The sequence below is a fragment of the Streptosporangium sp. NPDC048047 genome, from assembly GCF_040653115.1.
Classification (GTDB): Bacteria; Actinomycetota; Actinomycetes; order Streptosporangiales; family Streptosporangiaceae; genus Streptosporangium.
Genome location: NZ_JBEZNH010000026.1, coordinates 14,203 through 39,188 on the forward strand (window position 1 = coordinate 14,203; position 24,986 = coordinate 39,188).

Genomic DNA, 24,986 nt, shown 5'->3' on the forward strand with positions numbered 1-24,986 from the left:
CCGATCAGGCAGCGACCACCGGGACGAGCCGGCGCCTCCTGCCGGCGCGGGCTACCTCGCGATGGCCGATCCGGAGGGAAACGAGTTCTGACTGGACCGGACCGCGGGGAACCTCACCCCGGTGAGGTCTTCGGAGACGGCCCACAGCCGCTGCTGGACGGCCACCTCGTACGACTCCGGGCTGGAGGCGACCAGCCGGGGGTGGCCCATGACCTCGAAGCGTCCGCCGGGACCGTAGTACTGACCGCCGAGCACGGCGGGGTCGGTGGCGGCGCGCAGGGTCGGCAACGCGCCCATCGCCGGCGTCTGGGTGATCAGCGGCGCGAGCCAGGTGAGCGGAAGCCGGAAGGCCGCGGGGGTGTTGCGGGCGAGCTCGGTGCTGGACACGCCGGGGTGGGCGGCCACCGCGACGGTGGTGCCGCGCGTGGCGAGACGGCGCTGCAGCTCGTACGTGAACATCAGGTTGGCCAGTTTGGACTGACCATAGGCGGCGACCCGGCTGTACGACCGCTCCCACTGCAGGTCATCGAAGTGGATCGCGGCCCGGATGCGGTGGCCGGTGCTGCTGACCGTCACCACGCGCGAGCCGGGCACCGGCAGCATCAGCTCCAGCAGCAGCCCGGTGAGCGCGAAGTGGCCGAGGTGGTTGGTGCCGAACTGCATCTCGAAGCCGTCCCGGGTGGTCTGCTTCGGGGTGTACATCACGCCGGCGTTGTTGATCAGCAGGTCGATGCGGTCGAACCGGGACCGCAGCGCCGCCGCGGCGGTGCGGACGGAGTCGAGCGAGGTCAGGTCCAGGGCCTGCACGGTCACGTCGCCGGTCATGCGGGCCGCGGCCCGCTCGCCCTTCTCGACGTCGCGCACGGCGAGGACCACGGACGCCCCGCGTCCGGCGAGCGCCTTGGCGGTCTCGTATCCCAGTCCGGTGTTGGCTCCGGTCACCACGGCCATCCGCCCGCGCTGATCTGGGATGTTCGCCGTCGTCCACTTCTTGCCCATGCCGGACTCCCATCTAAAGTACCGAAGGTATCTTCTGCCCGCAACGCTAAAGTACCTCCGGTACATTGTCAACGTACCGGAGGTACTTAAGATAGGCTGGCGATCGTGGGCTTCCAGCGGGCGCGAACCGAAGAGCAGCGGGAGATCCGCCGGCGGGCGATCCTCGACACGGCGTCGGCGATGCTCCACGAGATGCCCGTGGCCGCGGTCACCCTGAACGAGCTCAGCCGCCGGGTATGCCTGGCGAAGCCGAACGTGCTGCGCTACTTCGAGTCCCGCGAGGCGGTGCTGCTGGAACTGCTGGACCGCTTCCTGCAGGAGTGGCTGACGGAACTGGCGGACGAGTTGGCCGCCGGCATCGACGAAAACCTCCCCATGGCCGAGCGGGCGGCAGCCGTGGCAGAGATCCTCAGCCGCTCGCTCTCCAGCCGAACGGTGCTGTGCGACCTCTTCGGCGCGCAGGGCGGCGTCCTGGAACACAACGTCTCCGTCGAGGTCGTGGCACGGTACAAGCGCGCCTCCCTGGACCGCCTGACGACCATGACCGCCCTGATCCGGAACCACCTGCCGGAACTGGGCGAGAACGCGACACTGTTCAGCCTGCAGACCATGGTCATGGCCGGCGCGCTGTCGGCGTACAGCACACCCCCGCCCAGCCTGCAGGCGGCCTACCAGGCCGAGCCCGACCTCGCCCGCTTCCACGTGGACCTGAAGGACTCCTTGAAGCTGGCCCTGACCGCGACCCTCCTGGGCGTGCTCCCCCGCCGCTAATGGGAGCTACCGGGCAGCGGAATGCCCGCCGACGGCACGGCCCATCCGGCCGGGCACGCCCCGCCGTGCGGCGACGCGAAGCGCTGCCGTCTTGACCCTGCGATGGAAGCCGTCGCCGCTGTCACTCTTCGTGACGATCATCCTGTCCCGCATCGCTTATGATCAGGTCGGCGATCCGGAGCAGGCGCGCCACGTAGATCCGGTCCTCGTGCCGGCGTGGACGCGGATGTGATCGACCGGCACGCCCAGGCGTTCGATGATCCGGTCGAGCTTCACCACCTCCGGACGCCCCTTGCCGGTGACGCGAACCCTGGCCGTTGCCTCGGCGTAGACCTCATCGACGACACTCGGATGATCATGGGACGGTCTTCCTGTATCACGTGGTAGGCCCCAGATCCCAGATCCACAGCGCTTCGCGACCGCCGCCGACAAGCACAGCGCGGCCGTCGAGGTAGCTCATCGAGAGAGAGCCCTGGAAGCGGGAAGGACGCTGAAGCGTCCCGACCTGCCGGCTGGTAGTGAGGTCCCAGACCCGCATGCTCCTGTCCTGGGGCGAGTAGGTAACCGCGATCGGGACACCGGCGACCCGTCCGGAGACGATGCTGTTCACCTGCTTGGAATGGCCGAGCAACGGACGCTCGACCTGCTTGCCCGTGGCGAGGTCGTAGAGTTCCACGGTCCTGCCTGTGGCCACGATCGCGACCGTCGTGCAGTCGAACGAGGCGATCTCCACCCGGGCCGAGTGCTCCGTCTTCGCGATGCGGAACGATGCCATCCGTTTTCCCGCGCCGACGTCCCAGAGCCGGGCGCGGGTGGCGCTGAAGGTCACCGCGACTGGCCGGCCGGCGAGGCTGATGAGGGCCAACTGTCCGACCGGGCCGTTTCCGACGGCGAGATCGTGCAGCAGCGCTCCCGAAGGAAAGTCCCAGATGCGTACCGCGCCCCGAGAAGAAGGGTCGCCGGCCGCGTCGTCCTCGTCGACCGCTCCGACCACAAGCGTCCGGCGATCGGCTTCGGTCAGCGCGACCCCGCTGAAGAAGCCGTCATGGCCGATGAGGGGTTCGCCGATCGGCAGGCGAGTGGCAAGATCGAATATCCGGATCGAGGAGTCTCCGGAACCGCTCCCCGCGACCAGAACCGCTCGTCCGCCGTAGTCGCCGGTCGCGAACGAGGTGATGCGCCCGGGCAGCCTGACCGGCGCGTCCAGCGGCCTGCCGCTGCCGAGATCCCAGACGCCGGGGAATCTGTCCTCACCGTTCCCTTGGGCCACCAGGATCGGCCTGCCGCGCAGCTCGCCGTTCACCCCGTAGATGTCACCGTTGGGCCCCCCGGTGGCGGGAGGAGCGGATTCCCGGCCGGTGGCGAGATCGTAGGCGCGGACGGCGTTGTCGCGCCCGCCGGTCACGAGCATGGGACGGTCGCCGAGATCATCGACCGCCAGCGACATGACGTGGCCCGGGATCTCGAAGGACGACACCCGCTCGCCGGTGGCCGGATCGATGACCGCGATCGAGCTTCGGCGCCTCGATCCGTGATCGTCGGTGGCGATGCCCTCGACGGTTTCGACCGAGACGAACACGGTCCGGCCGTTCAGCACGGCGAGTGACGAAGGGCCGAACGTCCCCTTCAGCGAGTGGTGGGTCGCCTCACGCGTGGCCAGATCCCAGCGGATCACCCCGAGATCGTCCGTGGGTATCAGGGCCACCGGACGGCCGCCGATCGTGGTCGTCCTGATCGTGTCCACGCCCTGGACGAACTCGTCCTCAAGAGTGAGCGGTTTCCCGACGGGTTCTCCGGACACCGGATCCCAGGCGATCACAGCGTCGCCCTGTCCGGTCAGCATGAGCAGAACGCCGTGGACGCGGGTCAGCGCGACGGCGCCGAAGCTCCCGGTGCCGATGGGCGGACCGATCCGGCGACCGGTCGCCAGATCGAACACGTGGGCGCCGTCGGTGCCCGCCGCGGCGGCGATCGGCCTGCCATCGAGCTCGCCGATCGCGACGGCACGGAACCGCCCGGCGGGCAGCGGTCCGCCGACGGGCAGCCGAGTGGACGCGTCCCACCTCTGGAGCGCCCCGTGGCTCCGGCCGAGGATGACGGGTCTGCCGTCGACGGTGCCGTACGCCACCGGACCGTCGCCGGGGATCGGATCACCGATCGGTTTCAGAGTGGCCCTGTCCCAGATCCGGATGGTGTGCTCGGCACCCGCGCTGATCACGACGGGTCGGCCGTCCAGCTCACCCACGGCCACCGATGTCACGTCGGAGTGGCCGCCCATGTCCATCGCGACGGGCGCCGCGAACGAGGCGGGAACGCCCCCGGGTGACGTCTCCTGGCAGGTGGTGGCCGCCCGGGGCCATCTCACGACGGTCGGCCCGGCCGAGGCCAGCGGCACGGACCCGGCCAGAACCAGCATGGCGAGGACGGGTGGCAGCCGTCGAAAGAACATCCGAACCCCCGTCGCGGAATCGCTCGCAAGCATAGACCGCATCTGAGATTCGCGCCCCGTATCGGCTGCACGATGAAGGCGTCCGGGAACCCCTGCATGTGGGTGCCATGCAGAGTGCGCGTACCCTCGGCCCGGCATTCGCGCACGCGATGGATCCGCGCGTAAGTAAGACCGTCATGGGACGATCCTGGGCCAGGCTACGTGTCAGGTCAGGTCACACCTCTTCGCCGGAGGTCAGACCGACCGGGCAGGAGACGCCCGTTCCTACCAACGCGATGTAGCCGGTGGCATGGAGCAGTCAGCCGGGGACCAGGGTGAGGGCGGTGACATGCGCGGGCCGCACCACGGAGAAGTCCCTGGTGTCCAGGGTGAACACCTCGGCGATGCGAAGGCGCTCGGCGACGGCGACCACCGAGGCGTCCGCCGATCCCAGAGGAAGGTCTGAATAGCGCTCCACCAGGTCGGCGATACGGTTGAGATCATCGTCTGTGAGATCGACCAGGTCGAAGATTCCGGATCTCAGCGAGCGCAGGAATCCAGCCTCCACCTTGGCTCCGCCGATCTTGCCGAGCATGTAGGAGGCCTCACCTGCCACGAAAGCCGGAACGAGGAGTTCGCGTCGTTCTCTGCGAAACTGGTTGAACACCTCTACACAGGCATCGTGCCTGCGGTCATTTCGGATGGCAGCGGCGACGATGGGGCCGGTGTCAACAACGATCACATTTCGTGACCATACCCCTGGCGCAGGAGATCTTCAGTGCGTTCGGCGATGTCGTTCCGCTCGGTGGTCACCGATCCGAACCAGGAGGGAGGCCACTCCTGACCCGACTCACCCTCACCGGAGTGGACGAGACGCAGGGTATGCGCGCGCACCTCATGGAGCTGATCCGGTGTCAGTCGATCGACCAGCCGATGCATGTCCTCGTACTCTTCAGGAGCAGCGGTCATAGTCGGAGTCTACGCCAATCCGGCTGGAAAGCACCGATCTACCAGCGCCCTTGCCTCGAAGCAATGCGCTCTGAGCTTCCCCGGACACCTCGTCTGGGGCGATCGGCTTCGTCGACTCTCGGGATCGACGAAGGGATGACAGCGAGCCCGCGCTCGGAAACCGGGCGCGAGCTGTGCCGGTGAAGTCGGCGCTACTCCTCGGTCGGGACCAGGCCCGCCTGACAGGCGGCCCACTCGGACGGGTCACCTAAGCTTGACGTTGGTGCCGCCGATGCCGCAGTAACCGCCGGGGTTCTTGAAAAGATACTGCTGGTGGTAGCGGTTCTCTGCCGGCAAGAATTCGCGGTCAGCGTGGACCGGAGCGGAAACCGGCCCAGAGGTCGACCGCCTGCCGCAGGTCGAGGGCGGCGACGTCCTCCCGAGGCATACCGACCGTGTAGATCAAGCGATCCGCGAGCCAATCCGGCACCGGCTCCCTGGGAGGCGGCTGCTCGACGCGGATGTGTTCTACCAGCGCGCCCAGGCGTTCGATGATCCGGCCAAGCTCCACCATCTCGGGACGTCCCTTGCCGGCGGCACGAACCCTGGTGGTCGCCTCGGCGTAGACCTCGCCATCGGCCCTCTCGCCCACGGTCCATACTTCACAGATCTCGATCGACTTGTCGTCCGTGATCCGATAGACGACCCGCCAGGTGTTACGTCCGACCACGAGCTTGCGAAAGCCGGTCAGTTCACCGCCCAGCGGATAGCCGGCCTCCGGATTCTCCAGCAGAAGAAGGATCTTCTTGAGGACCTTGGGCGCGGCGTCCGGACCGATTCGCCGCAGGTCATCGACCGCTGGGGCCGTGAAGACGACGTCGGACACGGGCTACTCTTCGTCCGGCAGCGCGGCCAGCGACTCTCGGGTATGCCCGAAAGCAGAGAGCACATCATCGAGCGGGACACGCTCTCCGGCGTCGGTCACCGAGCGTGCGAGTACGAGCGCCAGGTCCCGGAGATCGGCGGCGGCCTCCTCCAGCTCTTCCAGGCGCCGGATGCTGACGACCGCCGCCACCGGCTGATGACGACGGGTCACCACCAGATCGGTCCCACGCTCAGCGTCAGCGACCAGACGGGCCACCCCACGCTGAGCCGCTTCTGTGACACTCAACTCGGCAGCTTCATGCAGCATGGCCATACGAATACTGTACAGCAATCTATACAGAACAATCAGGAGATGCGCCGGCCCTTCCACCCGCCCTTGACCTGGTGGTGAAGGTCCTCACTGAAAACGACTCCGGCCCTCGATCGACCCGGGGTCAGCCGGACGCTCAAGGGCCAGGATCAGTCGGTTACCGCAGGTCAGGCCTCACCGGTGGTCAGGCCGACCGGACACGCGACACCCGTGCCGCCGATGCCACAGTAACCGCCGGGGTTCTTGAAGAGATATTGCTGGTGATCCTCCTCCGCGAAGAAGTAGTCACCCGCCGGGGCGATCTCGGTGGTGATGTCGCCGTAGCCCGCGTCGGCGAGCACCTTCCGGTAGGCGTCGCGCGAGGCCAGGGCGGCCTTCTCCTGCTCGGGTGAGTGGAAGTAGATCGCCGAGCGGTACTGGGTGCCGACGTCGTTGCCCTGGCGCATGCCCTGGGTGGGGTCGTGGGCCTCCCAGAAGACGCGCAGCAGCTCCTCGTAGGAGATCCTGGCCGGGTCGAAGACCACGCGGACGGCCTCGGTGTGGCCGGTCCGCCCGGTGCAGACCTCCTCGTAGGTGGGGTTGGAGGTGTACCCGCCGGCATAGCCGACGGAGGTGGTCACCACGCCGGGGGTCTGCCAGAACTTCCGCTCGGCGCCCCAGAAGCAGCCGAGGCCGAAGTCGGCGATCTCGGTCCCCTCGGGGTACGGCGGAGCCAGGGGGGCGTCGAGGACGGCGTGGCGGGCGGGCACCGCCATCCTCGTGTCGCGGCCCGGCAGAGCGTCGTCCGGGGACACCATGGAAGTCTTGTTGCCGAACAGCCAGCCCATTTGCCGACATCCTCCTCACCTGTCGCTCCAGGAGAACCCGAACGTCCTCACCTGTCGCTACAGAGGAAACCAGCGTGCCCGCCCCGATGTTCCCGTAAGCGGCGCTTAACTCTTAGCGAAGCATCGCTAATTTGTATTAAATGTGGTAAGCAGCGAAAATGTAATACATGCCTGAATCGCGCCGAGGAGTCCTGTACGGCATCGCCGCCTACGCCATGTGGGGACTCTTCCCCCTCTACTGGCCGCTGCTGAAGCCGTCCGGCGCCCTGGAGATCCTCGCCCACCGCATGGTGTGGTCCCTGGTGGTCGTCGCCGCCATCCTGGCGGTCCGGCGGCACTGGTCGTGGTTCGGCGAGCTCCTGCGCACCCCCCGCAAGCTCGGCCTGCTCGCCCTGGCCGCGGCGGTCGTCACCGTCAACTGGGGCGTCTACATCTACGCGGTCAACACCGGCCACGTGGTCGAGAGCGCGCTCGGTTACTTCATCAACCCCCTGGTCAGCATCCTGTTCGGCGTCTTCCTGCTCAAGGAGCGGCTGCGGCCCCTGCAGTGGGCGGCGGTCGGCATGGGCGCCCTGGCCGTCGTCGTCCTCACCGTCGACTACGGCAGGCTGCCGTGGATCGCGCTGGTCCTGGCCGCCAGCTTCGGCACCTACGGCCTCATCAAGAAGATCGCGGGGGTCGGGGCCGCGGAGAGCATGACCATCGAGACGCTGGTGCTGCTGGTGCCCGCGTTCGCCTACCTGGTCTACCTGCAGGTCCGGGGCGAGGGCACCTTCGCGACCGCGGGCGCGGGCCACGCCCTCCTGCTGGCCGGCGCCGGTGCGATCACGGCCGTGCCGCTGCTCTGCTTCACCGCCGCCGCGATCCGGGTGCCGCTCACCACGATCGGCCTGCTGCAGTACATCGCCCCGGTGCTGCAGTTCCTGTGCGGGGTGTTCATCGCCCACGAGGCGATGCCGCCCAGCCGGTGGGCCGGGTTCGCCATCGTCTGGCTGGCCCTGTCGATCTTCACCTGGGACAGCCTCCGGGCCGCCCACCGGGCGCGCCGCGTCGCGCTCCGCGACCTGGAGCCCGCGGGCACGCCCGGGTAGGGGACCTCGGGGCGCCGGGACGGAGACCGGCCGTCAGCTTCCGGCGCCGAGGTGGATGTGATCGATGCCTTCGTCCAGAAAGGCGATCAGGTCCTGAGCTTCGGCGCGGACGGCTTCCTGTTCCGGAGCGGTGAGGGGGCGGAGGGGGCTGATGTGAAGCCGGTGGTCGCGCACGGCCCAGGTGGCGGTGACGCGTCCGTCGACGAGGACCATGCGGTGGCCCGCGACGGACAGACCGAGGTGGGGGGCGTCGATGATGCGGCCGCGGTCGTGGTAGCCGAGGATGGCGTTGTCGAAGGCCGGCAGGAACCGGACGGGGGCCGGGGTGTCGGGGTGGGGGCGGGGCGCGTCGGGCAGGTCGAGCAGTTCACGGCCGCGCTCGTCGCGGAAGACGACGAGTTCTTCCCTGAGGGCTTTGACGGCGGCGGGAAGTCCGGCGAGACCGCACCAGGCGCGCAGGTCCGCGCCGGCGGCGGGCCCGTAGGCGGCGAGGTAGCGGCGCAGCAGCCGCTGCCCGACGGGATCTCCGTCCCCGGCGGGCAGCGGGTCGATGTCCCGTTCCAGCCAGGTGGCCAACGGCAGGTTGCGTACGCCGGCAGTCCGGCGCCACAGGCCGCGGGGCGGGAGTTGGACCATGGGGATGAGGGCCGCGACGAGCAGCTCACCCAGGGCCCGGCGCGGCGGGCCGGGCCAGCGGTCTCCGAGGGCCTGTACGAGCTCGCTCATGGTGCGGGGTCGCCCGTCGGCCATGACCGCGCGGCCCGCTGCGGCGACCCGGTCCAGGTCGACGCCGGCCAGTTCGTGCCGGTAGGTGCCCAGCACTCGCTGGCGCAGCATGGAGTCATGGCGGGCTCGCCAGGCGAGCGCGTCGCCGGAGGTGACGAGGTGGACGGTGCGGCGCATCAGGTGGGTGCGCACCGCGGTGCGGCCGGTCAGAGCATCGTCCAGCTGCTCGGGCCTGAAGCCGGCGAGGCGGGACCAGAACCCGATGAACGGCTCCTGAGGTTCCTGCGCCTGCAGACCGCACAGGTGGGCCACCGCCTCGGGCACGGACGTGCCGGTGCGCGCGAGGAGGTGCTGACGGGCGAGGGTGGCGCGGTTGAGGGCGCGGGTGCCGAGGACGGTCATGGTCCGCATGGGCTCCGTTTCCTTCCTGTGCTGCGTGCTCGGCGCCCGCGCCGTCCGGGCCGCCCGTGTGGCTGCGGCGGCCCGGACTGCGCGGGCGTCCCGGTTCGGCCTGCTCAGCCGTTGTAGGGGACGGCGACGTCCAGGACCCACGTGACGCCGAAGCGGTCGGTGAGCATGCCGTACAGCGGCGCCCACTGCGCGGGCTCCAGCGGACGCACGACGGTCGAGCCGTCGGCGAGCCTGCCCCACAGGGCGCTGATCTCCTCGGCGTCGTCACCGCGCACGGAGACGAAGAACGGGTTCTCGCCCTGGTTCCAGAGCAGGTGCGAGGGCACGTCGTAGGCCATGACGTGGAAGCCGTCGTCGCCGACCACCTCGCCCCACATCACCTGGTCCGCCTCACTCTCGTTCTGCACGGCGCCCGCGTCCTTGTAGGTGACCGCGACGGTGCGTCCGCCGAAGACGGACCGGTAGAAGTCCAGCGCCTCGCGTGCGGTGCCCCGGAAGTTCAGGTGGGTGGTGGTCGTGACCGGCATGTCATGTTCCTTGCCTGGATGGATGAACACGCCGCCGGCGACCGTCCAGGCCCTTGGTGACGGCGACCGCCGGAACCAGGGAAGACGATCTCTCGAACGGCTCGTGTACCACCATCGCGAAGGTGGAGGACAGGTTGTGTCCTGTACTACGGCGGAAATCGGCCCGTCGCGCGTCATCTCCGGCCGAACGCCCGCGGCCCGCGGCACCACCCGGGCCGGCCGCCGGCCGTCCCCGGCGACACGCCCCGTTCCGCGCTCCGGCGCCGGGGTACGGCCGGTCAGCCCGAGCGCTCGACCACGTAGTCGCACATCGCGAGGTAGGCGGCGCGGGCCGGGATGTCCGGCAGGCCCGACAGGTCCTCGCGGGCCCGGTCGGCCCAGGCGACGAGCTCGGCGCGGGCCCGCTCCATGGCGGGGTTGGCACGCAGCAGGCGCAGGGTCTCCTCGACGTCCTCCTCCGCCACCGGGCCGGCCAGCAGCTCGCGCAGCCGGGCGTCGGCGGGGTCGTCGGAGGCCAGGACGTGCAGCACCGGCAGCGTCCGGACGCCCTCGCGCAGGTCGGTGCCGGGGGTCTTGCCGGACTCGGCCGACTCCGAGGCGACGTCGAGCAGGTCGTCGCTGAGCTGCCAGGCCACACCGATGGCCTCGCAGGCCCGGGTCAGCCGCTCGACGACCTCCGGCGCGGCACCGCTCAGCAGGGCGCCGAACCGGCCGGAGGTGGCGATGAGGGAGCCGGTCTTGTCGGCCAGGACGCCGATGTAGTGGGCGACCGCGTCCTCACCGGGGCGGGGGCCGATGGTCTCGCGGATCTGCCCGCGCACCAGGCGGGAGAACGTCTGCGCCTGGATGCGGATGATGTCGGCGCCGAGGTCGGCGAGGATCTCCGACGCCTGGGCGAACAGGTAGTCGCCGGTCAGGATCGCCACGGTGTTGTCCCACCGGGCGTTGACCGACGGGGAGCCCCGGCGCACCGGGGCCTCGTCCATGACGTCGTCGTGGTAGAGCGTCGCCAGGTGGGTCAGCTCGATGACCACCGCCCCCGGCACGACTCCCGGGGCGTCGGGGGCGCCGAACTGGGCGGCCAGCAGCACGAGCATCGCCCGGAACCGCTTGCCGCCGGCCTCGATGAGGTGCTTGGACGCCTCCGTCACGAAGGCGTCGTCACTCTCCACCGAGGCCCGCAGCAGCTTCTCGACCTCCGCCAGCCCCGCTGTGAGGTCCTGCGCCAGCCGCTCGTCGGTGAAAGCCAGATCAACAACCGGTGGCGCAGCCATGAAGCACTACTCCTCTAACGAATGAACAGAGCGGACGCAGCCTGGTCCGCGAGATCGAGCACCGGCTGGGGGAAGACTCCCAGCACTACGGTAGCCGCTGCCGCGAGTGCGACCACAGCCGAGGTCCCCACAGTGGGAACGGCGATGGTCGGGCCGTCCGCGGCCGGGTCGTTGAAGAACATCAGCACGATGACCCGGACGTAGAAGAACGCGGCGATGGCCGAGCTCACCACGCCGACGATGACCAGCGGCACCGCGCCGCCGGAGACCGCCGCCGCGAACACCGCGTACTTCCCGAAGAAACCGCTGGTCAGCGGGATGCCCGCGAAGGCCAGCAGGAAGAACGCGAAGACGCCGGCCAGGAACGGCGACCGCTTGCCCAGGCCCGCCCAGCGGGACAGGTGCCCGGCCTCGCCGCCCGCGTCGCGGACCATCGTGACCACCGCGAACGCGCCGACCGTGGTGAAGCCGTACGCGACGAGGTAGAACAGGATGCCCGACAGGGCCTTGGAGTTCTGCGCGGCGGCGCCGGTGGCGATCACGCCGGTGAGCAGGAAGCCCGCGTGCGCGACCGAGGAGTAGGCGAGCATCCGCTTGATGTCGGTCTGGGTGATCGCCAGGATCGCGCCGACGACCATGGTCAGGATCGCCACGCCCCACATGACCGGCTGCCAGTTCCACTCCAGGCCGCCCAGGGCGACCCAGAAGACGCGCAGCACCGCGCCGAAGGCCGCCACCAGCACGGTGGAGGCCATCAGGGCGGTGACCGCGGTCGGCGCGCCCTGGTAGACGTCGGGCTTCCACGCCTGGAACGGCGCGGCGCCGATCTTGAACAGCAGGCCGACGCCGAGCATCGCGGTGCCGATCAGCAGCAGCGTCTCCTGGCCGGAGACCGCGCCGAGCGCGTCGCCGATGCCCTTGAGGCTCACCGTCCCGGCGTAGCCGTACACCAGGGCCATGCCGTACAGGAAGAAGGCCGAGGAGAACGCGCCGAGCAGGAAGTACTTGACCGACGCCTCCTGCGACAGCAGGCGGCGACGGCGGGCCAGGCCGCACAGCAGGTACAGCGGCAGCGACATGACCTCCAGGCCGACGAACATCGCCAGCAGGTCGTTGGCGGAGGCGAACAGCAGCATGCCGCCGACCGCGAACAGCAGCAGCGGGTAGACCTCGGTCTGCGCGTAGCCGCCGCGGACCGCCTCCTCCTCGTCGGGGCTGCCCGGTACGGCGGCCGCCTGCGCGACGAACTGCTCGTCGTCGTTGATCAGCAGCACGCTGACGAACGCGAGGATGAGGATGATGCCCCAGATGAACAGGGAGGGCCCGTCGACCGCGATGGCGCCCATGGCGGCGGCGCTCGTCGGCAGGCCGTTCACCGCCCCGAGGACCGTGGTGGCGAACGCGCCGAGCAGCGCCAGCAGCGTCAGCGGCATGTGGATCGACTTGCGCAGGTAACGGGGCGCGAACGCCTCGATCAGGACTCCGATGATCGCCGCGCCGAACACGATCAGCATCGGGGAGAGCAGCGCGTATTCGATCGTCGGAGCCTGGATGGTGCCGTTGTTCACTGCCCGGCCCCCTTCTTCTCAGCGACGGCCGGGGTGAACGGGGTCACGTGGACGCTGGTGAGCGTCTTGTCCACCGCGGGATTGATCACGTCGAGCATCGGCTTGGGGAAGAAGCCGAAGACGATGAGGAGCGCGACCAGGGGGCCCACCACCCACCGCTCACGTGCGTTGAGGTCGGTGAAGCCCTTGACCGACTCGGCCGTGGGACCGTTCATCGTCCGCTGGTACATCCACAGGATGTAGATGGCCGCCAGCACCACGCCGGAGGCGGCGATGATCGCCGCGACCTTGTAGCGCTCGTAGGAGCCCATGAGGACCATGAACTCGCTGACGAACGTCGACAGGCCCGGCAGCGACAGGCCGGACAGTCCGGCGATCAGGAAGGTCCCGGCGAGCACCGGGGAGACCTTCTGCACGCCGCCGTAGTCGGCGATGCGGCTGGAGCCCCGGCGGTAGATCAGGAACCCGGCGATCAGGAACAGCGCGCCGGTGGAGAACCCGTGGTTGACCATGTAGAGGGTGGCGCCCGCGCCGGCGTCCTTGGTCATCGCGAAGACGCCCAGCGCGATGAAGCCGAAGTGCGAGATCGAGGTGTAGGCGATCAGGCGCTTCATGTCGGTCTGGCCGATGGCCACGATCGCGCCGTAGACGATGCCGACCACCGCCAGCACGATCACCAGCGGCGTGAAGAACTTCGAGGCCTCCGGGAACAGCTCCAGGCAGAAGCGGAGCATGCCGTAGGTGCCGACCTTGTCCAGCACGCCGACCAGCAGCACGGCGGCGCCGGCCGGGGCCTGCGCCGCGGCGTCGGGCAGCCAGGTGTGGAACGGCCACAGCGGCGCCTTGACCGCGAAGGCGATGAAGAAGCCCAGGAAGAGCCACTTCTGGGTGCCCGGGTCCTGGATGGCCCCGATCAGCTCGGGGAACATGAAGGTGTTCTTCTCGGCGATCACGTAGAGGGCGATCACCGCGACCAGCATGAGCAGGCCGCCGAAGAGCGAGTACAGCAGGAACTTCACGGCCGCGTAGGACCGCTGGACACCGCCGTACGACCCGATCATGAAGTACATCGGGATCAGCATGGCCTCGAAGAACACGTAGAAGAGGAAGACGTCGGTCGCCGCGAAGACGCCGATCATCATCGCCTCAAGCACCAGCAGCAGCGCGAAGTAGGTCCGCACCGACCGCTTGGGCGGGGCCGCGGCCCCGGTGCCGTCCGCGTCGTGCCAGGAGGCCAGGATCACGATCGGCACGAGCAGCGCCGACAGCGCGATCAGCACCAGCGCGATGCCGTCCACGCCGACGCCGTAGTGGACGCCGAAGCGCGGGATCCACTGGTGGACCTCGGCGAACTGGAACCGCTCGGCCGAGGAGGGGTCGAACCGGGTCGCCATGACGACCGTGAGCGCCAGCACGACCAGCGAGACCGCCAGGGCGACCTGTTTGGCCAGCTTGTCGTTCTTGACAAGGGAGACACCCACCGCGCCCAGTACGGGCACGGCCATCAGGGTTGAGAGCCAGGGCATCACATGGTCCCTACGTAGAGCAGCGCGCCAACGACCACGGCGGCACCGAAGAGGATGGACAACGCGTAGGACCGGACGTAGCCGGTCTGGATGCGGCGCACCCGCCCGGAGGTCCCGCCGATCCCCGCGGCCAGCCCGTTGACCAGGCCGTCGATGCCGCGGTTGTCGAAGAACACCGCGATCCGGGTCAGCCACTGGCCGGGACGCATGAACAGCGCCTCGTTCAGGGCGTCGCCGTACAGGTCACGGCGGGCGAAGACGGTGAGGAAGGAGCCGCGCGGGGCGACCTCGGGCACCTGGGCGGCGCCGTACCGGAACCAGGCGAACGCGGCGCCGATCGCGACCAGCGCGAGCGTGGCCAGGCCGACCGTGCCGACACCGAAGATGTGCGTCTCGGGCAGCTCCGCCGGCAGGCCGACGGCCGGGGCGAGGAACTTCATGAACCGGTTGCCGAGGATCAGGTAGGCGCCCAGGCCGATCGAGCCGATGGAGAGCAGGACCAGCGGGACGGTCATGACCGACGGCGACTCGTGCGGGTGGGCGTCGTCGGCCCAGCGCTTCTTGCCGAAGAAGGTCATGAAGACCATCCGCGACATGTAGAAGCCGGTCAGACCCGCGCCGAGCACGGCGAGCCAGCCGAGGATCTGGTTGTGCTCCATGGCCGTCTCGATGATGCCCTCCTTGGTGTAGTAACCGGAGAGCAGCGGGAAGCCGATGATCGCGAGGTAGCCGATGAAGAAGGTGACCGCGGTGACCTTCATCACCGCGAACAGGCCGCCGTAGCGGCGCATGTTGACCTCGTCGTTCATGGCGTGCATGACCGAGCCGGCGCCGAGGAACATGTTGGCCTTGAAGAAGCCGTGCGTGATCAGGTGCGCGATCGCGAAGGCGTAGCCGACCGGGCCGAGGCCCGCGCCGAGCATCATGTAGCCGATCTGCGACATCGTCGAACCGGCCAGGCCCTTCTTGATGTCGTCCTTGGCGCAACCGATGATCGCACCGGCGAGCAGCGTGGCCACGCCGACGATCGTCACGACGAGCTGCGCGGTCGGGGCGGCCTCGAAGAACGCGCCGGACCTGACGACGAGGTAGACGCCGGCGGTGACCATGGTCGCGGCGTGGATGAGGGCCGAGACCGGGGTCGGGCCCTCCATCGCGTCGAGGAGCCACGACTGCAGCGGCAGCTGCGCCGACTTGCCGCACGCGCCGAGGAGCAGCAGCAGGCCGATCGCGGTGACCGTGCCCTGGGACAGGTGGCCGCCGCTCATCGCGTTCTGTACGGCGCCGGCCCCGAGGTTCTTGTACGCGAACGAGCCGAAGACCGACCAGATCGTGAACAGCGCGATCAGCAGCCCGAAGTCGCCGACGCGGTTGACGATGAACGCCTTCTTCGCGGCGGTCGCCGCGGTGGGCTTGAACTGCCAGAACCCGATCAGCAGGTAGGACGCCAGACCCACGCCCTCCCAGCCGACGAACAGGCCGAGGTAGTTGTCCGACAGCACCAGCAGCAGCATCGCCGCGACGAACAGGTTCAGGTAGGAGAAGAACCTGCGCCGGTCGGGGTCGTGCGACATGTAGCCGATCGAGTAGATGTGGATCAGTGATCCCACACCGGTGATCAGCAGTGCGAAGCTGATCGACAGCGGGTCGATCAGCAGCCCCATGTCGGCGACGCCGGGGATGAACTGGTACAGGCTGATCGCCTGGCGGCGCTCCCCTGCGGGCATGCCGAGCAGCTCGACGAAGGCGGCGACGGCCACCACGAAGGCGGCCAGCGACATCGCCACGCCGAGGAGGTGACCCCAGCGGTCGGTGCGGCGGCCGCCCAGCAGGAGGACCGCGGCGCCGAGCAGCGGCAGCGCGATCATCAGCCAGGAGACCCCGATCACCCCACCGGAGTGCTGGAAGATCTCAACGGGAGATTGCACCGGCCACCTCTTAGTACTTCAGCAGGTTCGCGTCGTCCACCGACGCCGACCTGCGGGTTCGGAAGATCATCACGATGATGGCAAGGCCGACCACGACCTCGGCCGCGGCCACCACCATCACGAAGAACGCGATGAGCTGACCGTCAAGGTTTCCGTGCTGCCGGGCGAAGGTCACGAACGCGAGGTTGCAGGCGTTGAGCATGAGCTCCACGCACATGAACACCACGATCGCGTTGCGCCGGATCAGCACGCCGACGGCGCCGATCGCGAACAGCAGCGCGGAGAGCACCAGGTAGTGGGTGGTCACTGGCCTTCCTCTCGTTGAGCCGCTTCCCTGTCGTGCCCGGCGACGGCGGAGTCGCGCTCGGCGACGCCGTCCTCGGCGGGGGCGTCCTGGGCGGCCGCGGGACTCTCGACGGCGGGGTTGCGCTCGGCGACGCTCTCCTCGACCCGGAAGCCCTCGCCCGAGGCGGCCTCACCGGCCGCCTCGTCGGGCTCGCCGGCCTCCTCCTTGCCGATGACCTGGCGGATGAGCGCGGCCTTCTCGGGGTCGGTGGGCCGGACGCCGTCCTCCAGGTCGTGCCTGGCGAGGACCCGGTTGATCGACTTGACCGCCACCGAGCCGTCGGGCAGCAGGGCCGGCATGTCGATGGCGTTGTGCAGGGCGTAGGTGCCGGGGCCGGGCAGCGGCGACGGCTGCGGCCCGGCGAACCGGGCGCGGGCCAGGTCGCGCTGGGTGGCCTTGGGCCGGACCCGCTCGCGGTGGGCCAGGACCATGGCGCCGAGCGCGGCGGTGATCAGCAGCGCCGAGGTGACCTCGAAGGCGAAGACGTACCGGGTGAAGATGAGCTGGGCCAGCGCCGGGACGTTGCCGCCCGCCTCCTTGACCGCGCCCCCGACGCCGGGCGCCCGGCCGAACGTGGCGTTGCCGACGCCCAGGGCGAGCAGGAGCGCGAAGGCCAGGCCCGCGATCGCGGCCCAGAAGCGCTGTCCCCTGATCGTCTCGACCAGCGAGTCGGCGGAGTCGACGCCGACCAGCATGAGCACGAACAGGAAGAGCATCATGACCGCGCCGGTGTAGACGATGATCTGCACCGCGGCGAGGAACGGGGCGTCCTGGACGGCGTAGAGCACCGCGAGGGACAGCATGACGACGCCCAGCATCAGCGCCGAGTAGACGGCCTTGCGGCTGAAGACCAGGCCGAGGGCTGCGGCGACCGAGACGACGGCCAGCACCCAGAACGTGACGGTCTCACCCATTGTTGCGTCCCAGCCGGTAGTAGTCCTCTTCGGTCTCGCCCAGGCGCATGGGGTGCGGCGGAGTCTCCATCCCCGGGCCGAGCGGCGCGAGGAGCATCTCCTTGGTGTAGATGAGGCTCTCGCGGCTGGAGTCGGCGAGCTCGTACTCGTTCGTCATGGTCAGCGCGCGGGTCGGACAGGCCTCGATGCACAGGCCGCACAGGATGCACCGCAGGTAGTTGATCTGGTAGACGCGGCCGTAGCGCTCACCCGGCGAGTAACGCTCCTCGTCGGTGTTGTCGCCGCCCTCGACGTAGATCGCGTCCGCCGGGCAGGCCCAGGCGCACAGCTCGCAGCCCACGCACTTCTCCAGGCCGTCGGGCCAGCGGTTGAGCTGGTGCCGGCCGTGGAACCGCGGAGCCGTGGGCCGCTTCTCCTCTGGGTAGTTGACCGTTTCGACCTTCTTGAACATCGTGTGGAAGGTCACGCCGAACCCCTTGACGGGGTTCAGCCAATCAGTTGCTCCCACTGGAAACCTCCTTGCGCGCCACTCCGTGGTAGTGCGGCAGGTCGAGCGGCGGCACGGGGAACCCGCCCGCGGCGGGCTCGGCGCCGAGCTCCTCGAACTCGGCCTGGACCTGGGCCTCCCGCTCCTCCTTGCGCCTCTGCAGGACGCTGTCGAAGCGCCACCAGATGAGGGCGCAGCCGATCAGCACCACGACGCCCAGCACGTACACGAGGGTCCGGTCCGTGCCGGCCAGGCGGAACGCCTTGGCGGTGGCGATCAGCAGGATCCAGGCGAGGTTGACCGGGATGAGGATCTTCCAGCCCAGGGCCATGAGCTGGTCGTAGCGGACTCGCGGCAGCGAGGCGCGGCACCAGATGAAGAACGCGAAGACCAGCACCATCTTCGCGAAGAACCACAGCAGCGGCCACCAGCCGCTGTTCGCGCCGTCCCACATGGAGATCGGCCACGGGGCGCGCCAGCCGCCCATGAAGAGGGTGATCGACATGGCCGAGACGACGAAGACGTTGACGTACTCGGCGAGCATGATGACCGCGAACTTCAGCGAGTTGGAGTATTCGGTCTGGAAGCCGCCGACCAGCTCGCCCTCGCCCTCGGGCAGGTCGAAGGGCACACGGTTGGTCTCGCCCAGCATCGTGATGACGTAGATGACGAAGGACGGGAACAGGACGATCATGTACCACGACGGCATCGGCACGCCGAAGATCTCGTTGCCGCCCGCCTGCGCGCCGACGATCTCGGAGGTGGACAGCGTCCCGGCGTACAGGAACACGCCGACGAACGACAGTCCCATCGCGATCTCGTACGACACCACCTGGGCGCTGGCCCGCAGGCCGCCCAGCATCGCGTACGGCGAGCGCGACCCCCAGCCGGCGAGCACGATGCCGTACACGCCGACCGAGGCCATCGCCAGCACCAGCAGCACCGCGACCGGCAGGTCGGTGAGCTGCAGCGGCGTCTCGACGCCGAACATGGAGACCTTCGGGCCCATCGGGACGACGGAGAAGGCCAGGAACGCCGGGACCGCCAGGACCACCGGGGCGATGAAGTAGATCACCTTGTCGACGGTCCGGGGCATCAGGTCTTCCTTGAGACCCATCTTCAGGCCGTCGGCGACCGACTGCAGGAGACCGAACTTGCCGGCCCGGTTGGGGCCGTAGCGGTTCTGCATGCGGGAGATCAGCTTGCGCTCGAACCACACGCCGAACAGCACGCCCAGCATCAGGACGACGAAGATGACGACGGCCTTGATGATGCTGATCCAGAGCGGGTCATGGCCGAAGTCGGCGAGGGTCGGATCGGCCGCCGCCAGCAGGGTAGTCCTCACGAGACACTCCCGATCTTTACGGTGTCACCGGCGACGGCGCCCAGGTCGCGGGTCACCGAGCGGCCGGCGGAGTTCGACGGCAGCCACACGACCCCGTCGGGCAGGTCGGCGATGCGCACCGGGACGCTCAGCGAGCCCCGCTCGCCGGTGACGACGATCTTGTCGCCGTCGGAGACCCCCGACGCGGCCGCGGTGGCCGCCGACACCAGCGCCGCGGCCTCCCGGGCGGTGCCCGCGAGGTACGGCTCGCCGTCCTGCAGGCGCCCGTCGTCGAGCAGCAGGTGCCAGGTGGCGAGGGTCGCCTCGCCCGGCCGCAGGGCCGGGACCCGGCGTGAGGCGACGTCCGGGGCTGCGGCCCGGGGGCCGCGCCAGGCGCCGATCGAGCCGAGCTCGCGGCGGGCGGCGGCCGGGTCGGGCAGGCCGAGGTGGACGTCCATGTGGTCGGCGATCGCGGTCAGGGCCCGCAGGTCGCTCATCACCCCGGGAACCCGGAGCGCCTGCTCGAACGTGCGGCCGCGCCCCTCCCAGTCGACGAACGTGCCGGACTTCTCGGCCGTCGCGGCGATCGGCAGCACCACGTCCGCGCGGTCGGTGACGGCGCTGGCGCGCTGCTCCAGGCTCACGATGAACGGGGTGTTCTCCAGGGCCGCCAGCGCGGCCTCGGGGTCGGCCAGGTCATAGGGGTCGACGCCGGCCACGACGAGCGCGTCCAGCTCGCCGTCCAGCGCCGCGCCCAGGATTCCGGAGGTGTCGCGGCCGGGGGTGTCCGGCAGCGAGGCGACGTTCCAGATCCGGGCCACCTCGGCGCGGGCCGCCTCGTCGGCGACCGGGCGGCCGATCGGCAGCAGGTTCGGCAGCGCGCCGGCCTCGACCGCGCCGCGCTCACCGGCCCGGCGCGGCACCCAGGCCAGCCGGGCGCCGGTCGCGTCGGCCAGCCGTACCAGCGCCGACAGCGCGCCCGGCGAGGTGGCGAGCCGCTCGCCGGCGAGGATGACCGCGCCCGGCTTGCGGAGGGCCTCGGCGGCCGGAGAGCCGCCGGAGACCAGCTCGCCCAGGGCCTCGGCCTCGGCGCCGGGCAGCGCGCGCAGCAGCGTGCCGCGCATCTTGGCCAGGCCGGGGCTCGCGAACGGGGCGATCGAGAAGACCGGCAGGCCCCTCTTGCGCCACGCCTTGCGCAGCCGCAGGAAGACGATCGGCGACTCCTCCTCGGGCTCGAAGCCCGCCAGGAGCACGGCCGGGGCCGTCTCCAGGTCGGAGTAGCGGACCTCGATGCCCTTGCCGGCGACGGCGTGCGCGAGGAACAGCGTCTCCTCCGCCGACAGGGGGCGGGAGCGGAAGTCGATGTCGTTGGTGCCGAGCGCGGTCCGGGCGAACTTGGAGTAGGCGTAGGCCTCCTCGACCGTGACCCGGCCGCCGACGAGCACGCCGGCGCGGCCGCGGGCGGCGGCCAGCCCGGCGGCGGCGACGGCGAGCGCCTCCGGCCAGGAGGCCGGGACCAGGCGGCCCTCCTCGTCACGGACCAGCGGGGTCTTCAGCCGGTCGGCCGCGGTGGTGTAGGCGAACGCCCAGCGGCCCTTGTCGCAGTTCCACTCCTCGTTGACCTCCGGGTCGTCCCCGGCGAGGCGGCGGGTGACCTTGCCGCGGCGGTGGTCGGTGCGCAGCGAGCAGCCGCTGGCGCAGTGCTCGCACGCGCTGGGCGTGGAGACCAGGTCGAACGGGCGGGCCTGGAACCGGTAGGCGGCGCCGGTCAGCGCGCCCACCGGGCAGATCTGCACGGTGTTGCCCGAGAAGTAGGACTCGAACGGCTGCCCGTCGGCGGCGCCGACCTGCTCCTTGGCCCCGCGCTCGAAGAAGTCGATGAGCGGGTCGCCGGCGATCTCATCGGAGAAGCGGATGCAGCGGGCGCACTGGACGCACCGCTCGCGGTCGAGCAGCACCTCGGTGGAGAGCGCGACCGGCTTGGGGAAGGTCCGCTTGCTCTCGGTGAAGCGGCTCTCGCCCTGCCCGTTGGACATCGCCTGGTTCTGCAGGGGGCACTCGCCGCCCTTGTCGCAGACCGGGCAGTCCAGCGGGTGGTTCATCAGCAGCAGCTCCATGACGCCGCGCTGCGCCTTCTCCGCCACCGGGGAGGTGAGCTGGGTCTGCACCACCATGCCCGGGGCCACCTCGATGGCGCAGGACGGCTGCGGCTTGGGGAAGCCGCGGCCGTTGCCGGCGTCGGTGATGTCCACCAGGCACTGGCGGCAGTTGGCGGCCGGCTCCAGCAGCGGGTGGTCGCAGAACCGCGGGATCTGGATGCCGAGCAGCTCCGCCGCCCGGATGATCAGCGTTCCCTTGGGGACGCTGACCTGGAAACCGTCGATCGTGAGGGTCACCAGGTCTACCGGCGCCTGGGCCGGGGTGGTCGCTTCGACTGTCATGCGGTCCCCCACACCGTGGACGGAGCGTGATCGAACGGGCAGCCGCCGATCTCGAAGTGCTTGAGGTACTCGTCGCGGAAGAGCTTCACCGACGAGTGGATGGGGCTGGTGGCGCCGTCACCCAGGGCGCAGAAGGAGCGTCCCAGGATGTTGTCGGCGATGTCGGTGATCGTGGTCAGGTCCTCCTCGCCGCCCTGACCCTTCTCCAGCCGCTTGAGGACCTGCTTGAGCCAGTAGGTGCCCTCCCGGCAGGGGGTGCACTTGCCGCAGGACTCGTGCGCGTAGAACTCGGTCCACCGCAGTACGGCGCGCACCACGCAGGTGGTCTCGTCGAAGATCTGCAGGGCCCGGGTGCCGAGCATGGAGCCCTTGGCGCCGACCGACTCGAAGTCGAGCGGGACGTCCAGGTGCTCGTCGGTGAAGATCGGGGTGCTCGACCCGCCGGGGGTCCAGAACTTCAGCCGGTGGCCCGCGCGGATCCCGCCGGCCATGTCGAGCAGCTCGCGCAGCGTGATGCCGAGCGGCGCCTCGTACTGGCCGGGGCGGGTGACGTGCCCGCTGAGGGAGAAGATGCCGTAGCCCTTGGACTTCTCCGTGCCCATCGAGGCGAACCACTCGGCGCCGTTGGCGATGATCGAGGGAACACTCGCCACCGACTCCACGTTGTTCACGACGGTGGGCGAGGCGTACAGGCCCGCCACGGCCGGGAAGGGGGGCTTGAGCCGAGGTTGGCCGCGATAACCCTCCAGCGAGTCGAGCAGCGCCGTCTCCTCGCCGCAGATGTAGGCGCCCGCCCCGCTGTGGACGACCAGCTCCAGGTCGAAGCCGGAGCCGAGGATGTCCTTGCCGAGCAGGCCCCGCTCGTACGCCTCGGCCACGGCCGCCCGCAGGCGGCGGATGACGTGCAGCACCTCGCCACGCACGTAGATGAACGCGTGGTTGGCGCGGATCGCGTAGGAGGTGATGATGACGCCCTCGACGAGCGAGTGCGGGTTGGCCATCATCAGTGGGATGTCCTTGCAGGTCCCGGGCTCGGACTCGTCGGCGTTGACCACCAGGTAGTGGGGCTTGCCGTCGCCCTGCGGGATGAATCCCCACTTCATGCCGGTGGGGAATCCCGCGCCGCCGCGGCCGCGCAGACCGGAGTCCTTGACCGCCTGGATGACGGCGTCGGGGTCCATGGTCAGCGCCTTGCGGGCGGCGGCGTAGTCGCCGTAGCCGTCCAGGGTGAAGGAGTCGGGCTGGTCCCAGTTCGCGGTCAGGACCGGGGTGAGAGTGGTCATGGTGCCTCGGGCGCCTTCCATCCGTTGGCCTTGGCGACCTTCAGGCCCTCCAGCGAGGGGCCGGCGGCCGAGGGGCCCTCACCGGCCAGGCCGTCGGACAGCCCGGCGAGCACCCGGGACGCCTCCTTGAAGGTGCACAGCCTCTTCGGGCCGCGGGTCGGCACGACGTCCTTGCCGTCCCTCAGGTCGTCGACGAGCTGCTTGGCCGACTCCGGGGTCTGGTTGTCGAAGAACTCCCAGTTGACCATCATCACCGGGGCGAAGTCGCAGGCGGCGTTGCACTCCAGCCGCTCCAGCGAGACCTTCCCGTCCGGGGTGGTCTCGTCGTGACCCACCCCGGCGTGCTCGGACAGCTCGTCCCAGATCTGGTCGCCGCCCATGACGGCGCACAGCGTGTTGATGCACACGCCGACGTGGTACTCGCCCATCGGCCTGCGCTTGTACATCGTGTAGAAGGTCGAGACGCCCACGACCTCGGCCTTGCTCAGGCCGAGCATCTCGGCGCAGAACTCGTGGCCGGCGTCGGAGACGTAGCCGTCCTCCGACTGCACCAGGTGCAGCAGCGGCAGCAGGGCCGAGCGCGGCTTCGGGTAGCGGCCGATGATCTCCTTGGCGTCCCGTTCCAGACGCTCGCGGACCTCCGGCGGATAGGTCGCGCCCACGACGGCGCCCTCCTCATGGCTCATCGGTCCACACCTCCCATAACCGGGTCGATGGAAGCGACCGCGGAGATCACGTCGGCCACCATGCCGCCCTCGCAGGTGGCGGGGATGGCCTGCAGGTTCGTGAAGGACGGGTCGCGGAAGTGCACGCGGTAGGGCCGGGTGCCGCCGTCGCTGACGACGTGCGCGCCCAGCTCGCCGCGGGGCGACTCGACCGAGGAGTAGACCTGACCCGCCGGGACCCGGAAGCCCTCGGTCACCAGCTTGAAGTGGTGGATCAACGCCTCCATCGAGCCGCTCATGATGTGCGCGATGTGGTCGGGCGAGTTGCCGTAGCCGTCGGGGCCGAGCGCGAGCTGCGCGGGCCAGCCGATCTTCTTGTCGTCCACCATCACGCGGCCGCCCTTGAGCGGCCCGGACAGCCGGTCGAGGGCCTGCTCAATGATCTTGAGCGACTCCTCCATCTCGGCCATCCGCACGAGGTAGCGGCCGTAGACGTCGGCGCTGCGCTCGGTCGGGACGTCGAACTCGTAGGTCTCGTAGCCGCAGTAGGGCTGCGTCTTGCGCAGGTCCCACGGCAGGCCCGCGGCCCGCAGCATCGGCCCGGTGACGCCCAGGGCCATGCAGCCGGTGAGGTCGAGGTAGGCGACGTCCTTGGTGCGGGCGAGGTAGACCGGGTTGGCGTCGAGCATCTTGCGGAAGTCGCGGATGCGGCCCGGCATGACCTTGAGCAGCTCGCCGACCTTGTCCACGGCGCCGGCCGGCAGGTCGGTGGCGACACCGCCGGGCCGGACGTAGGCCATGTTCATCCGCAGGCCGGTGATGTACTCCATCACGTCGAGCACCATCTCGCGCTCGCGGGCCCCGAAGAGGAACGGCGTGGTCGCGCCCAGCTCCATGCCGAAGGTGCCGATGGCCACCATGTGCGAGGAGATGCGGGTGAGCTCCATCATCATCACGCGGATGGCCTGGGCCCGCTCGGGGACCCGGTCGGTGATGCCGAGCAGCTTCTCCACGCCCATGCAGTAGGCGGTCTCGTTGAAGATCGGCGAGAGGTAGTCCATCCGGGTGACGAACGTGGTGCCCTGGGTCCACGTCCGGTACTCGAGGTTCTTCTCGATGCCGGTGTGGAGATAGCCGATGACCGTGCGGGCCTCGGTGACCGTCTCGCCGTCGAGGTTCAGCACCAGGCGGAGCACGCCGTGCGTGGACGGGTGCTGCGGGCCCATGTTGACGACGAGCTGCTGGTCCTGCTGGCCGCTGAGGGAGTCGACCAGCTCCGTCCAGTCGTTGCCGGAGACGGTGTACAC

Annotated in this window: 23 protein-coding genes; 2 read left to right on the forward strand and 21 right to left on the reverse strand. The window is 69.7% G+C overall.

Annotated elements, in window-relative coordinates:
- Window positions 1-51 precede the first annotated feature (51 nt).
- Window positions 52-999, reverse strand: coding sequence for an SDR family NAD(P)-dependent oxidoreductase (locus tag AB0D67_RS22140; protein ID WP_362938680.1), 948 nt, complete (start codon window positions 997-999; stop codon window positions 52-54).
- 105 nt (window positions 1,000-1,104) lie between these two features.
- Between AB0D67_RS22140 and AB0D67_RS22145 the strand changes: the two genes are divergently transcribed.
- Window positions 1,105-1,770: a TetR/AcrR family transcriptional regulator gene (locus AB0D67_RS22145; protein WP_362938683.1), complete on the forward strand. Its 666-nt coding sequence runs from the start codon at window positions 1,105-1,107 to the stop codon at window positions 1,768-1,770.
- 376 nt (window positions 1,771-2,146) lie between these two features.
- Here AB0D67_RS22145 and AB0D67_RS22150 read toward each other — a convergent pair whose 3' ends face one another.
- The 6 genes from AB0D67_RS22150 to msrA all read right to left on the reverse strand — a co-directional run bounded on the left by AB0D67_RS22150 (window position 2,147) and on the right by msrA (window position 7,168).
- Entirely contained in the window at window positions 2,147-4,219 is a 2,073-nt protein-coding gene (locus AB0D67_RS22150; RefSeq protein WP_362938686.1) for a WD40 repeat domain-containing protein, read from the reverse strand.
- 298 nt (window positions 4,220-4,517) lie between these two features.
- The gene (locus tag AB0D67_RS22155) at window positions 4,518-4,940 is read right to left on the reverse strand and encodes a PIN domain-containing protein (RefSeq protein WP_362938689.1); all 423 of its coding nucleotides are present in this window, start codon (window positions 4,938-4,940) and stop codon (window positions 4,518-4,520) included.
- Entirely contained in the window at window positions 4,937-5,167 is a 231-nt protein-coding gene (locus AB0D67_RS22160) for a hypothetical protein (protein WP_362938692.1), read from the reverse strand. The genes AB0D67_RS22155 and AB0D67_RS22160 overlap by 4 nt, the downstream gene beginning before the upstream one ends.
- A 346-nt stretch (window positions 5,168-5,513) precedes the next feature.
- Entirely contained in the window at window positions 5,514-6,032 is a 519-nt protein-coding gene (locus AB0D67_RS22165; protein ID WP_362938695.1) for a type II toxin-antitoxin system RelE/ParE family toxin, read from the reverse strand.
- A 3-nt stretch (window positions 6,033-6,035) separates the two neighbouring features.
- The gene (locus AB0D67_RS22170) at window positions 6,036-6,344 is read right to left on the reverse strand and encodes a type II toxin-antitoxin system prevent-host-death family antitoxin (RefSeq protein WP_362938698.1); all 309 of its coding nucleotides are present in this window, start codon (window positions 6,342-6,344) and stop codon (window positions 6,036-6,038) included.
- A 164-nt stretch (window positions 6,345-6,508) separates the two neighbouring features.
- On the reverse strand, window positions 6,509-7,168 hold the full coding sequence (gene msrA, locus AB0D67_RS22175) for a peptide-methionine (S)-S-oxide reductase MsrA (protein ID WP_362938701.1): 660 nt from the start codon (window positions 7,166-7,168) through the stop codon (window positions 6,509-6,511).
- 167 nt (window positions 7,169-7,335) lie between these two features.
- On the opposite strand from msrA, the gene rarD reads away from it, so the two are divergent.
- Window positions 7,336-8,259 carry an EamA family transporter RarD gene (gene rarD / locus AB0D67_RS22180; protein WP_362938704.1) on the forward strand — a complete coding sequence of 308 codons (924 nt, stop codon included), beginning with the start codon at window positions 7,336-7,338 and terminating at the stop codon, window positions 8,257-8,259.
- A 33-nt stretch (window positions 8,260-8,292) separates the two neighbouring features.
- On the opposite strand, the gene AB0D67_RS22185 is transcribed toward rarD, so the two are convergent.
- The 14 genes from AB0D67_RS22185 to AB0D67_RS22250 all read right to left on the reverse strand — a co-directional run bounded on the left by AB0D67_RS22185 (window position 8,293) and on the right by AB0D67_RS22250 (window position 24,953).
- On the reverse strand, window positions 8,293-9,387 hold the full coding sequence (locus AB0D67_RS22185) for a winged helix DNA-binding domain-containing protein (protein ID WP_362938931.1): 1,095 nt from the start codon (window positions 9,385-9,387) through the stop codon (window positions 8,293-8,295).
- 113 nt (window positions 9,388-9,500) lie between these two features.
- Complete coding sequence (locus tag AB0D67_RS22190; protein ID WP_362938707.1) at window positions 9,501-9,923, reverse strand: VOC family protein; 423 nt, start codon at window positions 9,921-9,923, stop codon at window positions 9,501-9,503.
- A 278-nt stretch (window positions 9,924-10,201) separates the two neighbouring features.
- Window positions 10,202-11,197, reverse strand: a complete 996-nt coding sequence (locus AB0D67_RS22195; protein WP_362938710.1) for a polyprenyl synthetase family protein — start codon at window positions 11,195-11,197, stop codon at window positions 10,202-10,204.
- 14 nt (window positions 11,198-11,211) lie between these two features.
- Entirely contained in the window at window positions 11,212-12,765 is a 1,554-nt protein-coding gene (gene nuoN / locus AB0D67_RS22200) for an NADH-quinone oxidoreductase subunit NuoN (RefSeq protein WP_362938713.1), read from the reverse strand.
- Complete coding sequence (locus tag AB0D67_RS22205; RefSeq protein ID WP_362938716.1) at window positions 12,762-14,291, reverse strand: NADH-quinone oxidoreductase subunit M; 1,530 nt, start codon at window positions 14,289-14,291, stop codon at window positions 12,762-12,764. The genes nuoN and AB0D67_RS22205 overlap by 4 nt, the downstream gene beginning before the upstream one ends.
- On the reverse strand, window positions 14,291-16,159 hold the full coding sequence (nuoL, locus tag AB0D67_RS22210) for an NADH-quinone oxidoreductase subunit L (protein ID WP_362938934.1): 1,869 nt from the start codon (window positions 16,157-16,159) through the stop codon (window positions 14,291-14,293). The genes AB0D67_RS22205 and nuoL overlap by 1 nt, the downstream gene beginning before the upstream one ends.
- 70 nt (window positions 16,160-16,229) lie before the next feature.
- Window positions 16,230-16,526: an NADH-quinone oxidoreductase subunit NuoK gene (gene nuoK, locus AB0D67_RS22215; protein WP_179820454.1), complete on the reverse strand. Its 297-nt coding sequence runs from the start codon at window positions 16,524-16,526 to the stop codon at window positions 16,230-16,232.
- Window positions 16,523-17,479, reverse strand: coding sequence for an NADH-quinone oxidoreductase subunit J (locus AB0D67_RS22220; RefSeq protein ID WP_362938719.1), 957 nt, complete (start codon window positions 17,477-17,479; stop codon window positions 16,523-16,525). Before AB0D67_RS22220 ends, nuoK begins: the two co-directional genes overlap by 4 nt.
- A complete protein-coding gene (gene nuoI / locus AB0D67_RS22225) occupies window positions 17,472-17,930 on the reverse strand; it encodes an NADH-quinone oxidoreductase subunit NuoI (RefSeq protein ID WP_229811920.1) in 459 nt (152 codons plus the stop codon). The genes AB0D67_RS22220 and nuoI overlap by 8 nt, the downstream gene beginning before the upstream one ends.
- 43 nt (window positions 17,931-17,973) lie before the next feature.
- Window positions 17,974-19,311: an NADH-quinone oxidoreductase subunit NuoH gene (gene nuoH / locus AB0D67_RS22230; RefSeq protein WP_362938722.1), complete on the reverse strand. Its 1,338-nt coding sequence runs from the start codon at window positions 19,309-19,311 to the stop codon at window positions 17,974-17,976.
- A complete protein-coding gene (locus AB0D67_RS22235) occupies window positions 19,308-21,731 on the reverse strand; it encodes an NADH-quinone oxidoreductase subunit G (RefSeq protein WP_362938725.1) in 2,424 nt (807 codons plus the stop codon). The genes nuoH and AB0D67_RS22235 overlap by 4 nt, the downstream gene beginning before the upstream one ends.
- Entirely contained in the window at window positions 21,728-23,014 is a 1,287-nt protein-coding gene (gene nuoF / locus AB0D67_RS22240; RefSeq protein WP_362938728.1) for an NADH-quinone oxidoreductase subunit NuoF, read from the reverse strand. The genes AB0D67_RS22235 and nuoF overlap by 4 nt, the downstream gene beginning before the upstream one ends.
- Entirely contained in the window at window positions 23,011-23,700 is a 690-nt protein-coding gene (nuoE, locus tag AB0D67_RS22245; protein ID WP_362938731.1) for an NADH-quinone oxidoreductase subunit NuoE, read from the reverse strand. The genes nuoF and nuoE overlap by 4 nt, the downstream gene beginning before the upstream one ends.
- Window positions 23,697-24,953: an NADH-quinone oxidoreductase subunit D gene (locus AB0D67_RS22250; protein ID WP_362938937.1), complete on the reverse strand. Its 1,257-nt coding sequence runs from the start codon at window positions 24,951-24,953 to the stop codon at window positions 23,697-23,699. Before AB0D67_RS22250 ends, nuoE begins: the two co-directional genes overlap by 4 nt.
- Window positions 24,954-24,986 lie beyond the last annotated feature (33 nt).

Bases quoted from the DNA above. Each gene is read 5' to 3' on its own strand.
- nuoI (WP_229811920.1), bottom strand. From the start codon at position 17,930: ATGTTCAAGAAGGTCGAAACGGTCAACTACCCAGAGGAGAAGCGGCCC.
- AB0D67_RS22235 (WP_362938725.1), bottom strand. From the start codon at position 21,731: ATGACAGTCGAAGCGACCACCCCGGCCCAGGCGCCGGTAGACCTGGTG.
- AB0D67_RS22170 (WP_362938698.1), bottom strand. From the start codon at position 6,344: ATGGCCATGCTGCATGAAGCTGCCGAGTTGAGTGTCACAGAAGCGGCT.
- nuoL (WP_362938934.1), bottom strand. From the start codon at position 16,159: ATGATCGCGCTGCCGCTGCTCGGCGCCGCGGTCCTCCTGCTGGGCGGC.
- AB0D67_RS22160 (WP_362938692.1), bottom strand. From the start codon at position 5,167: ATGACCGCTGCTCCTGAAGAGTACGAGGACATGCATCGGCTGGTCGAT.
- AB0D67_RS22150 (WP_362938686.1), bottom strand. From the start codon at position 4,219: ATGTTCTTTCGACGGCTGCCACCCGTCCTCGCCATGCTGGTTCTGGCC.
- AB0D67_RS22195 (WP_362938710.1), bottom strand. From the start codon at position 11,197: ATGGCTGCGCCACCGGTTGTTGATCTGGCTTTCACCGACGAGCGGCTG.
- nuoE (WP_362938731.1), bottom strand. From the start codon at position 23,700: ATGAGCCATGAGGAGGGCGCCGTCGTGGGCGCGACCTATCCGCCGGAG.
- rarD (WP_362938704.1), top strand. From the start codon at position 7,336: ATGCCTGAATCGCGCCGAGGAGTCCTGTACGGCATCGCCGCCTACGCC.
- nuoF (WP_362938728.1), bottom strand. From the start codon at position 23,014: ATGACCACTCTCACCCCGGTCCTGACCGCGAACTGGGACCAGCCCGAC.
- AB0D67_RS22190 (WP_362938707.1), bottom strand. From the start codon at position 9,923: ATGCCGGTCACGACCACCACCCACCTGAACTTCCGGGGCACCGCACGC.
- AB0D67_RS22185 (WP_362938931.1), bottom strand. From the start codon at position 9,387: ATGACCGTCCTCGGCACCCGCGCCCTCAACCGCGCCACCCTCGCCCGT.
- msrA (WP_362938701.1), bottom strand. From the start codon at position 7,168: ATGGGCTGGCTGTTCGGCAACAAGACTTCCATGGTGTCCCCGGACGAC.
- AB0D67_RS22140 (WP_362938680.1), bottom strand. From the start codon at position 999: ATGGGCAAGAAGTGGACGACGGCGAACATCCCAGATCAGCGCGGGCGG.
- AB0D67_RS22205 (WP_362938716.1), bottom strand. From the start codon at position 14,291: ATGCCCTGGCTCTCAACCCTGATGGCCGTGCCCGTACTGGGCGCGGTG.
- AB0D67_RS22220 (WP_362938719.1), bottom strand. From the start codon at position 17,479: ATGGGTGAGACCGTCACGTTCTGGGTGCTGGCCGTCGTCTCGGTCGCC.